Consider the following 13421-nt stretch of genomic DNA (forward strand, 5'->3'; position numbering starts at 1 on the left):
GGTTGGTCCGTGCGGACGCGCCGAGCAGGGAGTCAATATGGGTGAACCAGGCTGGATCGACGTGCCCAGCCCTGCGGGGGACCTGAAGGCACTCACCTGGGGGCCACGCGGTGGCCCCATCGCCTTGTGCCTGCACGGCTTCCCCGACACGCCCTACGGGTTCCGCAAGATCGCTCCCCGGCTCGTCGAGTCCGGCTGGCGGGTGGTGGCCCCGTTCATGCGCGGATACGCGCCGTCGTCGATCCCGGCCGACGGCAGCTATCACGTCGGCGCGATGATGGACGACGCCTTGCGGGTGCGCTCGGCGGCCGGCGGCACCGACGGTGACGTGGTGATCGGCCACGACTGGGGTGCGATCGCCACCACCGGTCTGGCCGCCATGCCCGACAGCCCGTTCACCAAGGCCGTGATCATGTCGGTGCCGCCGTCCGCGGCCTTCCGCCGCAAGGCAGGCGCGGCGGAGCGCGGACGGCTGGCCGGCCAACTGGCGCGTCAACTGCTGCGCAGCTGGTACATCATGTACTTCCAATTGCCCTTGTTGCCAGAGCATTCCGCGTCCTGGGTACTGCCGCTGCTGTGGCGGCGGTGGTCACCGGGCTATCGTGCCGACGAGGATCTGCGCCACGTCGACGCGGCGATCGGGACGCCGGAGAGCTGGCGTGCGGCGCTCGGACCGTACCGCGCCACGATCCGCAACACCCGGCCGCCGGCGCAGTATGCCGAACTGAACGAGCTGTGGACAGCCGAGCCGGTGTGGCCGTGCCTGTACCTGCATGGCCGCGACGACGGCTGCATGACATCGGCTTTCGCCCGCTGGGCGGAGAAGGTGTTGCCGCCGGGCAGCGAGATGGCGATCGTGGATCACGCTGGGCACTTCCTGCAGCTCGAGCAGCCCGACAAGGTCGCCGACCTGATCCTCGGGTTCATCGGCTCACCCGGCTGAATGGCGCCGCAGCGGTTGGCCGCTGTCGATGCGCAGTTCTACTGGATGTCGGCCAAGATTCCCAACGACGAGTTCTTGCTCTACGCGTTCGACGGCGAGCCCGTCGACTACGCCCACGTCATTGAGCAACTCCGCCGGCGGGCCAGCGAGGATCCGGAGCTGGCGCTGCGGCTGCGGGATCGCGGCCCGCTCGTGTATCCGCAGTGGGTTCCCGCGGCCGTCACGCCCGACCAGGTCGTCCGCCACGACCTCGAGGACCGCAGCTGGGCCGGCTGCCTGGCCGCCGTCGTCGCCCTTGCCGGCGACCAGCTGGACGTGCGCCGGATGCCCTGGCGGCTGCACGTCTTCAGCGCGGTGCTGGGCATCCCGAACGTGACCGGACCGGGGAGCGTGGCCGTAATGCAGGTCGCGCACGCGTTGGCCGACGGGGCCCGAGCCTCCGCGATGGCGGGTTGGCTCTTCGGCCGGCCGGACCACGTGCCCGGGGTGCGGCGGCTGCGGGCCGGATTCTTGCCGTGGCGAGCCGCGCAGGCGGCTCGCGCCCATCGGCAGTTGGAGCGCGACACTCGCGCGGGTCTGCTGACCGCCAAGGCAGATCCCCGGCCACTGCTGCCGACGAATGCGCGGCCTGGCGCGGCCCGGTCGGTGCGCACGCTGGTGCGACACCGCTCGCAGTTGCGCGGCCCTACTGTCACGGTGGGCGCGCTGACGGCGATATCCGCGGCGCTCTACGAGTTGCTGGGCGACGCCGCCGATACGCTGGGCGCCGAGGTTCCGATGGCCAAACCCGGTGTCGCGCATGCGTATAACCACTTCGGTAACGTCACGGTGGGTCTGTATCCGAAGCTGGGGTGGGAAGCCCGCGCCGAGCGGATCGCGGCGGAGCTGGCCAACGGCCGGCGCCGCTTCGCGCATCCGGCCACGCGTTACGCCGACCGAGCCTTCGCGGCGGTACCCGCAGTCCTCTTACGTTGGGGCGTAGCCCAATTCGATTTCGATGTCCGCCCCGAGCAGGTATCCGGCAACACCGTGTTGTCCAGCGTGTACCGCGGGCCGGCCGATCTGACCTTCGGCGGAACCCGGGCGGTCCTGACGGCCGGCTACCCGGCGCTGTCGCCGGTGATGGGGCTGACGCATGGCGTGCACGGGATCGGCGACACCATCGCGGTCAGCGTGCACGCCGCCGAGTCGGCCGTCCCCGACATCGATGCCTACGTGCGGCTTCTCGACGCGGTGTTGTAGCTACTGCGCGTCACCGGATCGGGCGGCTTCCTCCCGCGTGAGGCCGACGGCGGAGATCAGCTCCTCGTGCAGCTCGAACCACACGGTGTGGTAAGAGTCGATGAGCGGCCTGGTCAGCCATGCCGTCTCGCCTGCCCGCACTTTGCCCAGCGCCGCAACCAGTTTCGCCGGGTATGCGTTCAGTCGCGGCAGCTGCGCCGCGACCGACTCGATGATGGGCAGCACCCGCGCATGCACATCGTCGAGGCGGGCCAGCACCGCCGCGTCGTATTCCGCGTCGTCGTGCGCGTTCGGGGTGCCGTCGGGACCGCCCTTGAGCTGCCAGTCGGTGACCAAGGATTTGAAATCGGCGTTGACGGGCCGAAAGTCGTCGTAGGCGGCGGCCAGCACCGCCCGGTCGGCGCCGCTGCGCTCCTCGGCCAGCAGGGTCGCGAGCCGGTCGCGCCCGGCGGGGGTGATCCGCACGGTCGCCTCGTTGACCAGTAGGCCTGCCGCGGTCAGCTGTTCGACGATGGTCGTCACGTCGGCGAGGTCTTCGTTGAGTGTCGCGGCAAGCTCGGCGGGACGCAGCCGGCCCTTCAGCCGAACCGCTTGCAACACCGCCAATTCGGTCATGGCGTGGTCTCGCCCGCGAGGCGCAGCGCGGTCAGCATGACGATCAGCGGGGTGGCCGAAACGACGTCGGTGTGTCCGCGTTTCATCGCCTCCGAGACCGCGTCGTCCGTGGCGTCATCCAGCCGCATGTGGCCGCCGGAGGTGTGGGCGCGCAGCGGGCTGAGCCGTCGGGCGATGTCGGCCAACTCCCGCAGTTCGGGTGTATCGCTTTCGGACCAGGCGGACAGGCTCAGGTTGCCCTCGCGCACTTCGCCTTTCGCGCCGTCGACGGTGATCAGCTTGCCGGCCAGGGATGCGGCGACCCCGGGGCCACAACCCACCACAGCCACCCGGCCGAGTTCGCGGCTGACCACCGCCGCGTGGCTGGCCGCCCCGCCGACCTCGGTGACGATGCCTTGCGCGGCGAGCATGCCGGAGACGTCTTCCGGCCGGGTGTGGTCGCGCACCAGGATCACCGGCTCACCTCGCTCGGCGGCATCGAGCGCCTCGTCGACGTCGGTGTACGCCCTGCCCGATGCGACGCCCGGGCAGGCCGGCAATCCCTTGGCCAGAAGTCTTGCCGACAAACGTATTTCCGGCTGTAATGCCGGTAGCAGCAGAGTTTGTACGTGCGCCGGGCTCACCCGTCTCAGCGTCTGCGCGTCGTCGATGAGCCCCTCGTGCCGCAGCTGTAATGCGAGGCGCACCGCTGCCTGCGCCGACCGCTCCGCGCCCCGTGTCTGCAGCAGCCAGAGTTTGCCGTCTTCGACGGTGAACTCGATCTCTTGAACGTCGGACCCGAGTCGCTCCAATCTGCGGGCGGCGTCCATCAACTCGTCGTAGACGGCCGGCTGCTCTTCGCGCAGGGCGGTGACCGGCTCGACGTCGACCGACCCGGACACCACGTCGTCACCCTGTCCGCCGGGTAGCCATTCGCCGAACGGTGCGCGGTCGCCGGTGACGGGATTGCGTGAAACGAGAACGCCCGCACCGGAATCGGGGCCGTGGTTGCCGAACACCATCGCCTGCACGACGACGGCCGTGCCGCTCTGATCGTCGCCGCCGGAATGGGCGCGGTAGGCGAGGGCCCGGGGCGAGTTCCACGAGGCGAACACCGCCTCGATGCCGGCGCGTAGCTGCGCATAGGGGTCGGCGGGCGCCGATTCTTGTTCGTCCAATCCGACGATGCGCCGGTACATGCGGTCGAACCGCCGGCGCGTGTCGCGGGCGAACGCGGCGGCGCCGGCGGCGGCGAGCGCATGCTCGACGTCATCGTTCATGCCGAGGTCCAAGATCGTGTCCATCATGCCCGGCATCGACTGGGTGGCCCCCGAGCGCACGCTGACCAGCAGCGGACGCGGGCCCCGACCGAACGTGCGCGAGGTCTGCGCCTCCAGCCAGCTCATCCGGTCCAGCACGTCGGCCCAGATCGCGTCGATGGTGGCCCCGGGGTCGGCGAGGTACCGCAGCCCCACCTCGGTGGTGATGCAGAAGGCGGGCGGCACCGGCAGACCGTGGCGGTGCATCACCTCGATGCCGTGGCCCTTGTTGCCCAGCAGCGCCCGCGGATGACTGGCCGTGCCGTCCAGTAACACCACGGAATGCCCGTCAGGCGAGGCGCTAGACGCGCCACAGGGAGCGCCGCTGCCTCGTGCGATACGAGCCGTGGTGCACCCCCTTCTGGTCGGCTGCCGATCGGCCAATGTCGGAACGTCCGCAATGTTCCCACACGCGCCGCGGGAGTTAGCTGCTCGGCGGTCCTGTTATCCGGTCCGCCCGATGATCTAGGTTTGCAGGTATGACTCCCTACGACGTCGGGTTACTGATCTTGCGGCTGGTGTTGGGCGTGACGTTGGCCGCGCATGGCTACAACAAGTTCTTCGGTGGCGGCCGCATCCCGGGCACCGCGCGGTGGTTCGAAAGCATCGGCATGAAGCCGGGCAAGTTCCACGCCACCGTGGCTGCCACGACCGAGATGGCCGCCGGGTTGGGCCTGGCCGCCGGCCTGCTCACCCCGATCCCCGCCGCCGGCTTCGTGTCGTTGATGCTGGTCGCGGCCTGGACGGTGCACCGCGCTAACGGCTTCTTCATCGTCAAGGAGGGCTGGGAGTACAACCTGGTCCTGGCGGTCAGCGCCGTGGTCGTCGCCACCCTGGGCGCCGGAAAGCTGAGCCTGGACTACGTCGTGTTCGGGCACAACTGGATGGACGGCTGGCGCGGCTTACTCATCTCTGTCGTGCTCGGCCTGGCCGGAGCGCTCGGCCAACTGGTCATCTTCTACCGTCCTCCCGCTAAGCAGGCCGGTTAGCTGGCGACCGACCGCGCCGACGTGCGATGGCCGCGGCGAGTACTTCTATCCGCTGGCGCGACTGACTGATGCCAGCGATCCGGGTGTTCCGATGGATAGCGGTGTGAGTCCTGCGGGATGAGCGGCTCACCGGGATCGCGGACGCCGAGCGCACTTGAAGTCGCGCTATCCGTAGCGATGTGTCTCGACCTTGATACCGCGGCCAAGGTCAGCTTTGCCGGTCCACCTCGGGAGTGGATGGTTCGCTGACAGCCCTCTTCCCTTTGGCAACGGTAAGCGTGGCGCATACCACCAGTACGCCGGTGGAGGCGGCTTCGGCGATCAACGCCCAGGAGTTCAGCACTTGCCGGTCGGGGACTACGGATATGCCTAATTCGTTCTTGGCGTCGCCGGCGAGTACGGCCGGATACGCCAGACACAAGACGGCGCTGAGGAATGCGACGACCGCGCATCCGCACGCCACGAATCCGAGCACCCGCACTCGGCTCGCGCCAAGCAGCGCGCCGCCGGCGGCAATCGAGGCGATCAGTACGACCCACCCCGGCGTGCCGTTGACCAGGCCGGTGAACAGGCCACCATAGTGATCGCCGTGCTCGCCGATGTAGATGCCCAGACCATTCCAGCGAATGGGCAGGCCCAACGGGCTCACATCGACCCATGGCAGAAGAGTCAGTGCGGCCGACGCGATGGCCGCCACGACGGCCACTACATCAATTACCCTGGTACGCAACGGTTCCCCCTCGATCCATTCAGCCGTTGATTTCTGTTATGAGTTGGGCATGATCTCAACGGGATTTTCGCTCAGGGGCTCAATCACGATGGCGACGTCCTTCATCAGCTCGATCGAGCGATTAGTTTCGAGGACGCTCTGTACGTCTCCCTCGAGAATCATGTAGCCGGCACGATTCATTTTCTCAAAGAAGTCGATAAGCGACTCCCTGCTGCGGAACACCGGGAAGAACTGCATTTCGCCGCGTCCTAGTAAGAAGGCCTTTTGTCTGCCGTCTTTAGTGTTGCCAAAAGGGGTGGAGTAGTAGACCTTTTCCGCACTGAGGGCTTGTGCGGAGTGACTTTTCTTCCTGAAGAAGCCCACAGTGTCTCCTCCCCCCTGCCGGTGGTCGGCCAGCCAGTGCGACGTTACATCCAAACCGCGGGCCCTGAACCAGAAGTGGCCGGCTAGGCGACCGCCGCCGTCTCGGCCTCGCGCACTTCGGTCGCCGCGCGCTCACCGGAGCGGATCGCGCCGTCGATCCACCCGCACATGACGGCCGAGCTTTCCGTCCCCGCCCAGTGGATGCGGCCGCAGGGCTCGCGCAGGGTGTAACCGAATTCGGTCAGCACGCCGGTCGGGGCGTGGCTGATCATCCCCCCGCCGGAGTAGCGCTCGACGGTCCAGTTCTGCTCGTGGTACTCCTGCGGCGTTCTCGCCTTCTCGCCGAACCGGTCCACCAGCTCACCGACGAGCGCGGCTCTGCGCTCGGCCTCGTTGAGCTTGGTCAGCCGCCGCGCCGCGGGCCCTTCGGTGATGACGCACATGACGCCGGGGTCACCGGTGTCCGTGCAGGCGTCGATCGTCAGGGTGGCCGGGGATCCCGGTGCGGCCGATTGACCCGACAGCCCGTCGGCGCGCCAGAACGGCTCGTCGTAGACGATCGACGTCTTAATCACCGCGCCGCTCGGCATCCGCTGGTGCAGCATCGCCCGATCCACCGGCAGCAACGGCTCGTAGACGATCGAGGCGGCGATCGCCAGCGGGATCGCCACAATGACGCGCCGGGCGCGCACCGTCAGGTCGGCGGCGGTCACCGTCACACCGTCGGAGTCCTGGGCGATTTGCCGGACCGGTTGCGAAAGGTGCACCGCGTCACCCAATTCGGCCGCGATGGCACCGTAAATCGCACCCATTCCCCCGACCGGGCGGGCGTCCTGGGAGCCGCCCTTCCCCGAAATCGCGAACGTCAGCCCGCCCGCGGACGCCGTCTGCAACAACCCCCACAGCAAGGACGTCTCTGACGCCGCCGAGGTGTAGAGGCCGGCAAAAGCCATGTCCAGCATTTCGCGGGCCTGCTTGGACATGGTGTTCTGCTCGATCCACTCGCCCAGGCTGATGCGGTCCCACTCGTCGGCGTGTTTGGCGTCCCAAGGCGCCTCGCACGGAAGCGATTTGGCCATTTTCTCGATCGACAGCAAACCGACCCCGAGGTTGGCGACCGCCCATGGGCTCATCGTCCAGGGGACGGTGCCGCCGTAGCGGTGCTTCTTGCCGTCGACGATCATCATGGCGTCGCCGTCGTTGTGCTGCTTGTACTCGGAGACGCCGAACTCGTCCATCAGCGCGTAGATCCGGTCCTGGCCCGGTCCGATCCATGCGCCGCCGCGATCGATCCACGTACCGTCGGGGCGGTACTCGGTGAAGGTGCGGCCGCCGACCCTGTCGCGCGCCTCCAGCAAGGCCACCGAATGACCCGCCCGCTTCAACCGCAGGGCGGCCGTCAATCCCGCGAATCCCGCTCCGACCACGCAATAGTCGACTTCTGACATGGCTGGCTCCTCAACCTATGCCCCACCCAGCAGCAAATTACACCGCCGGCGGCATCGGCAGGAGCAGGTTCACGCAGATTTCCGCACGCAGTATCGCCACCCATAGGGTGCGAATTTGTGTTGGTGCATACGGTTCGGACACGGCGCAGCTCCGACGACTTTCCCCGTCGCGAACACCTGGCCGCCAAGATCGCCGAAGTCGCCGCCGACCCGGTTGCCGTCGAACCGGAAACCGCGGAGATGGTGGCGAACCGGATCATCGACAACGCGGCGGTGAGCGCCGCCGCCGTGCTGCGCCGGCCCGTCACCGTGGCGCGGCAGCAGGCGCTGGCCCATCCCGCGCGCCGCGGGGCCAGGGTTTTCGGCGTCGACGGAACCTATTCGGTCGAGTGGGCGGCCTGGGCGAACAACGTGGCGGTACGTGAACTCGACTTCCACGACACGTTTTTGGCCGCCGAATACTCCCACCCGGGTGACAACATCCCCCCGCTGGTCGCGGTCGCCCAGCAGCTGGGCCTGCCCGGCGCCGACCTGATCCGCGGCCTGGCCACCGCCCACGAGATCCAGATCGACCTGGCCCGCGGAATCTGCCTGCACGAGTACAAGATCGACCATGTCGCGCATCTGGGGCCGTCCGTGGCGGCCGGCATCGGGACCATGCTGCGGTTGGACACCGAGACGATCTACCAGGCGGTCGGGCAGGCGCTGCATCTGACCACCAGCACCCGACAATCCCGCAAGGGGCTGATCTCCAGTTGGAAGGCCTTCGCCCCGGCGCACGCCGGCAAGGTCGCGATCGAGGCCGTCGATCGGGCGATGCGCGGCGAGGGATCTCCGGCGCCCATCTGGGAGGGCGAGGACGGGGTGATCGCCTGGCTGCTAGGTGGGCCCGAACGCGAATACCGCGTGCCCCTGCCCGCTCCCGGCGAGCCGAAGCGAGCGATTCTGGACAGCTACACCAAGGAGCATTCGGCCGAATACCAGAGCCAGGCGCCGATCGACCTGGCCCGGCGGTTACGCGAGCGCATCCGCGACCTCGGTGAGATCGCGACCGTCGTACTGCACACCAGCCACCACACCCATGTCGTCATCGGAACGGGCTCCGGGGATCCGCAGAAGTTCGATCCGGACGCGTCGCGGGAGACGCTCGACCACTCGCTGCCCTACATCTTCGCCGTTGCGCTGCAGGACGGCGGCTGGCACCACGAACGCTCCTACGCTGCCGAGCGGGCCCACCGGCCCGACACCGTCGAGCTGTGGCACAAGATCTCGACGGTGGAGGATCCGGAGTGGACCCGCCGCTACCACGCGACGGATCCCGCCGAGAAGGCGTTCGGGGCGCGCGCCGAGGTCACGCTGAAGAGCGGGGAAGTGATCGTCGACGAGCTGGCCGTCGCCGACGCCCATCCGCTGGGCGCCCGGCCCTTCCGGCGTCCGCAGTACGTGCAGAAGTTCACCGAGCTCGCCGGCGACGTGGTGGAACCGGCCGAGCGGGAACGGTTTCTCTCCACCGTGGACGCGCTCGCCGATCTGCGGTCGGGCGATCTCGATGCGCTCAACGTGACGGTTGATCCGCGGGCGCTCGGGCGGGCGCCGGTGATTCCGCCGGGACTCTTTCGTGAGTGAAATCGCGTGTGCGCACACCGTTTTCAGTGTGCGTCCAGCGCGGTAATTTCACGTGGTTCCCGCCCTCGACTCACCCGGAAAGCGCGGGTGAGCTAGGGGCTGGGGGCGGGCCCGCCGTACTGCCACACCAGGTCGTGGGTGCCCGTCATCGTGGGGTTGCACCACATCGTCCTGTTGTTGGCATCCTGGGTGGTCGCATGCAGGACCGTGCAGGCATCACCGGGCGCGGGCGCGTCGGCCCGGGCGACGGGCACGGCACTGACGAACGCCGCCAGCGCTGCGGCCGATATGAGAATTTGAAACCTGGTCATGGTGGACGCCTCCTAGGGGCCGCGCCGACCCGGTTTCACGCTATCCGGGGGCGTCGTCGCAGGCAAAGCCTTCTTGCCGGGCTTGGGTCACGCGCGCCTAGAACACGTTCTAATCTGACCACCATGGGATTTCTCAAGCCCGAGCTGCCGCAGCTCGACATGGCCGAGTGGAACAAGGGCACCCGTAGCGAAAAGATCCGCCCGATGGCCAGGCACTGGGCCGAGGTCGGCTTCGGCACGCCGGTCGCGCTGCACCTGTTCTACGTCGTCAAAATCCTGCTCTACATCCTCTTCGCGTGGCTGTTCGCCTCGGCCACCAGGGGGCTCGGTGGGTTCACCCACGTCGCGTCGTGGTGGTCGGAGCCGATCGTGTTCGAGAAGGTCGTGCTCTACACGATGTTGTTCGAAGTGATCGGGCTCGGTTGCGGCTTCGGGCCGCTGAACAACCGGTTCTTCCCGCCGATGGGCTCGATCCTGTACTGGATGCGGTTCGGCACCATCCGGCTGCCACCCTGGCCGGGCCGGGTCCCGCTTACCGCGGGCACCAAGCGCAAGCCGGTCGATGTCGCGCTGTACGCGCTGTTCCTGCTGGTGACTTTCGCGGCGCTGTTCGCCGACGGTACCGGACCGATGCCCGAGTTGGGCACCACGATCGGGCTGCTGCCCGCCTGGAAGATCGTCCTCATCCTGCTGCTGCTCGGCGTGCTCGGGCTGCGCGACAAGGTGATCTTCCTGGCCGCCCGCGGCGAGGTGTACGCGACGATGGCGGTCACCTTCCTCTTCGGTGCGCCCGACATGATCATCGGGTCCAAGGTGGTGTTCCTGGTCATCTGGATGGGCGCCGCGACGTCGAAGCTCAACAAGCACTTCCCGTTCGTGATCTCCACGATGATGTCCAACAACCCGCTGGTGCGGCCCCGGTGGCTGAAGCGGCAGTTCTTCGAGAAGTTCCCGGACGATCTGCGGCCGGGGCGGCTGTCGCGGTGGGTGGCGCACCTCAGCACGGCGATCGAAATGCTGGTGCCGCTGCCGCTGTTCTTCTGCCACGGCGGCTGGCCCATCACGGTTGCCGCCATAGTCATGGTCTGTTTCCACCTGGGCATCCTGGTGTCGATCCCCATGGGCGTCCCGCTGGAGTGGAACGTCTTCATGATCTTCGGGGTGCTGTCGTTGTTCGTCGCGCACGCCCGCCTCGGACTGCGCGACCTGAGGCACCCGGTGGTGGTGGCGATATTGTTCGTCGTCATCGCAGGAATCGTCCTGCTGGGCAACATGTTTCCGCGCAAGATCTCGTTCCTGCCGGGGATGCGGTATTACGCCGGCAACTGGGACACCACGCTGTGGTGCATCAAGCCCTCGGCCACCGACAAGATCACCCGCGGCATCGTGGCGATCGCGAGCATGCCGCAGGCCCAGCTGGAGCGGTTCTACGGCAGCCCGGAGGCCGCGCAAATCCCGCTCTATATGGGATATGCCTTCCGCGGGTTCAACACTCACGGCCGTGCCTTGTTCACGCTCGCGCACCGCGCGATGGCGGGCCAGAACGAGGACGACTACGTCCTGACCGACGGCGAGCGCATCTGCAGCACCGCCATCGGCTGGAATTTCGGCGACGGCCACATGCACAACGAACAGCTGATCGCCGCCCTGCAGGAGCGCTGCCACTTCGCGCCGGGCGAGGTGCGAGTGGTCCTGCTCGACGCGCAGCCCATCCACAAGCAGACCCAGGCCTATCGGCTGGTGGACGCGGCGACGGGCGAGTTCGAGCGCGGCATCGTCCGGGTCGCCGACATGGTGACCCGGCAACCGTGGGCCGACGACGTCCCCGTCGAGGTGCTGTCGGGATAGGTTCGCGAGCGTAACCGCACTGCGAAATAACCGCGTGAAAAGCGCGGTGCGGTTACGCTCGCGGAACGCTAAGCCCCCGAACGCACCTCCCGCGCGGCGGCGACCATGTTCTTCAGCGACGCGGTGACCTCGTCGGAGTTGCGCGTCTTCAGCCCGCAGTCGGGGTTGACCCAGAGCCGTTCCGCCGGAACGGCTCTCAGCGCCGCGCGCAAGGACTCCGCCATCTCGGCCGTGCTCGGCACCCGCGGCGAGTGGATGTCGTAGACGCCGGGGCCGACGCTGTTGGAGAAGCCGATCGAGTTGAGGTCGTCCAGCACCTCCATGTGTGAACGTGCCGCCTCGATCGACGTCACGTCGGCGTCCAGGTCGGCGATCGCCCCGATCACCTCACCGAACTCCGAGTAGCACAGGTGCGTGTGGATCTGCGTGGCGTCGGCGACGCCGGAGGTGGCCAACCGGAAAGACCCTACGGCCCAACGCAAGTAGTCCTCCTGATCGGCGCGGCGCAGCGGCAGCAGCTCGCGCAGCGCCGGCTCGTCGACCTGGATGACCGCGATGCCCGCCGACTCCAGGTCCACGGTCTCGTCCCGGATGGCCAGCGCAACCTGGTTGGCGGTGTCGGCCAGCGGCTGATCGTCGCGGACGAACGACCACGCGAGGATGGTGACCGGGCCGGTCAGCATGCCCTTCACCGGCTTGTCGGTCAACGACTGCGCGTACTTGATCCACTCGACTGTCATCGGGTGGGTGCGAATCACGTCGCCGTACAGGATCGGCGGCCGCACGCAGCGGCTGCCGTACGACTGCACCCACCCGTTCTGCGTGGCGAAAAAGCCCTCCAGCTGCTCGGCGAAGTACTGCACCATGTCGTTGCGCTCCGGCTCGCCGTGCACCAGCACGTCGAGCCCGAGTTCCTCCTGCAGCTTGATGACGTCGGCGATTTCCTTCTTCATCCGCTTCTCGTATTCCGCCTGGTCGATCTCGCCGGAGCGCAGCGCGGCGCGCGCCTTGCGGATAGCGGAGGTCTGCGGGTAGGAGCCGATGGTCGTGGTCGGCAGCGGCGGCAGGTGCAGCCGCTCGTCCTGGCTGGCCCGCCGCCCCGCGGCGTCGCCACGGTGGGTGCCCGACGCGACGATCGAGTCGATGCGTTCGCGTAGCCGGTCGTTGTGCAGCCGCGGATCGCTCGTGCGGGAGGCCACCGCGGCATTGGACGCCGCGATCGCATCGGCGACGGCATCGCGTCCGTCCCGCAGTGCGCGCGCGAGCGTCACCACCTCGGCGACCTTCTCCTGGCCGAACGCCAGCCAGCTGCGCAGCGCGTCGTCCAGATCGGTTTCCGGTTCGAGCGAGTACGGCACGTGCATCGTCGAGCAGGAGGTCGAGACCGCCACTGTCGCAGCGCAATCCCGCAGCGTGGCCAATTTGACGAGCGCCGACTCCAGGTCGGTGCGCCAGACGTTGCGCCCGTCGACGACGCCGGCCACCAGGGTCTTGCCGGCCAATTCCGGGATGCCCGCCACCGCCGTGTCGGGGCCGTACACCAGGTCGACGCCGATCGCCTCGACCGGGGTGCGGGCCAGCCCGGCCAGGGCGGCGCCGGGGTCGCCGAAATAGGTGGCGACGTAGATGGCGGGGCGGTTGCCCGCCTCGCCCAGCGCGCTGTACGTGGCCTCGGCCAGTGCCGGGGCATCGGGGGAGATGTCGGTCACCAGCGCCGGCTCGTCGAATTGCACCCACCGCGCGCCGTTGTCCGCGAGTACGGACAACAACTCCGAGTAGATTCCCACCAACTCCTGCAACCGCTCGATCGGCGCACCGCCGCCGTTGACCGCCTTGCTCAACAGCAGGAAGGTGATCGGTCCGATGACGACCGGGCGGGCGGGAATCCCTTGCCCGAGAGCTTCTTTCAGCTCGGAGAGCACCTTGTCGGGGTTGAGCGAGAACGTGGTCGCGGGCTCGATCTCGGGAACCAGGTAGTGGTAATTGGTGTCGAACCACTTGGTCATCT

Annotated in this window: 12 protein-coding genes; 5 read left to right on the forward strand and 7 right to left on the reverse strand. The window is 68.0% G+C overall.

Going from position 1 to position 13421, the window contains the following annotated elements:
• The first annotated feature begins 37 nt into the window (after positions 1 to 37).
• Positions 38 to 943 (forward strand): alpha/beta fold hydrolase, encoded by a 906-nt coding sequence (locus tag A5711_RS20600; RefSeq protein WP_067949770.1) that lies wholly within the window; start codon positions 38 to 40, stop codon positions 941 to 943.
• Complete coding sequence (locus A5711_RS20605) at positions 944 to 2185, forward strand: DUF1298 domain-containing protein (RefSeq protein ID WP_067949773.1); 1242 nt, start codon at positions 944 to 946, stop codon at positions 2183 to 2185.
• Here the strand turns inward: A5711_RS20605 and A5711_RS20610 are convergent, their stop codons facing one another.
• Together A5711_RS20610 and A5711_RS20615 are read right to left on the reverse strand one after the other, a co-directional pair.
• On the reverse strand, positions 2186 to 2800 hold the full coding sequence (locus A5711_RS20610) for a hypothetical protein (RefSeq protein WP_067949775.1): 615 nt from the start codon (positions 2798 to 2800) through the stop codon (positions 2186 to 2188).
• On the reverse strand, positions 2797 to 4437 hold the full coding sequence (locus A5711_RS20615) for a pyruvate, phosphate dikinase (RefSeq protein ID WP_231987513.1): 1641 nt from the start codon (positions 4435 to 4437) through the stop codon (positions 2797 to 2799). Before A5711_RS20615 ends, A5711_RS20610 begins: the two co-directional genes overlap by 4 nt.
• Positions 4438 to 4577: 140 nt before the next feature.
• Here A5711_RS20615 and A5711_RS20620 point away from each other — a divergent pair, with 140 nt between their 5' ends.
• Entirely contained in the window at positions 4578 to 5087 is a 510-nt protein-coding gene (locus tag A5711_RS20620) for a DoxX family protein (RefSeq protein WP_067949778.1), read from the forward strand.
• Positions 5088 to 5295: 208 nt separating this feature from the next.
• Here the strand turns inward: A5711_RS20620 and A5711_RS20625 are convergent, their stop codons facing one another.
• From A5711_RS20625 to A5711_RS20635, 3 genes are all read right to left on the reverse strand, one after another.
• Entirely contained in the window at positions 5296 to 5784 is a 489-nt protein-coding gene (locus A5711_RS20625) for a hypothetical protein (RefSeq protein ID WP_231987512.1), read from the reverse strand.
• A 69-nt stretch (positions 5785 to 5853) separates the two neighbouring features.
• A complete protein-coding gene (locus A5711_RS20630) occupies positions 5854 to 6180 on the reverse strand; it encodes a hypothetical protein (protein ID WP_067949782.1) in 327 nt (108 codons plus the stop codon).
• A gap of 83 nt (positions 6181 to 6263) precedes the next feature.
• Positions 6264 to 7628, reverse strand: coding sequence for a flavin monoamine oxidase family protein (locus A5711_RS20635; RefSeq protein ID WP_067949784.1), 1365 nt, complete (start codon positions 7626 to 7628; stop codon positions 6264 to 6266).
• A 117-nt stretch (positions 7629 to 7745) separates the two neighbouring features.
• Between A5711_RS20635 and prpD the strand changes: the two genes are divergently transcribed.
• Positions 7746 to 9254, forward strand: a complete 1509-nt coding sequence (prpD, locus tag A5711_RS20640) for a 2-methylcitrate dehydratase PrpD (RefSeq protein WP_082975792.1) — start codon at positions 7746 to 7748, stop codon at positions 9252 to 9254.
• Positions 9255 to 9346: 92 nt separating this feature from the next.
• On the opposite strand, the gene A5711_RS20645 is transcribed toward prpD, so the two are convergent.
• Entirely contained in the window at positions 9347 to 9565 is a 219-nt protein-coding gene (locus A5711_RS20645) for a hypothetical protein (protein WP_067949788.1), read from the reverse strand.
• A gap of 123 nt (positions 9566 to 9688) precedes the next feature.
• Between A5711_RS20645 and A5711_RS20650 the strand changes: the two genes are divergently transcribed.
• Positions 9689 to 11413 carry a DUF3556 domain-containing protein gene (locus tag A5711_RS20650; RefSeq protein WP_067949790.1) on the forward strand — a complete coding sequence of 575 codons (1725 nt, stop codon included), beginning with the start codon at positions 9689 to 9691 and terminating at the stop codon, positions 11411 to 11413.
• Positions 11414 to 11481: 68 nt separating this feature from the next.
• Here A5711_RS20650 and metE read toward each other — a convergent pair.
• A partial coding sequence (gene metE, locus A5711_RS20655; RefSeq protein ID WP_067949791.1) for a 5-methyltetrahydropteroyltriglutamate--homocysteine S-methyltransferase occupies positions 11482 to 13421 on the reverse strand: 1940 nt, incomplete at its 5' end.

The organism is Mycobacterium sp. E2238, assembly GCF_001672665.1.
GTDB lineage: Bacteria > Actinomycetota > Actinomycetes > Mycobacteriales > Mycobacteriaceae > Mycobacterium.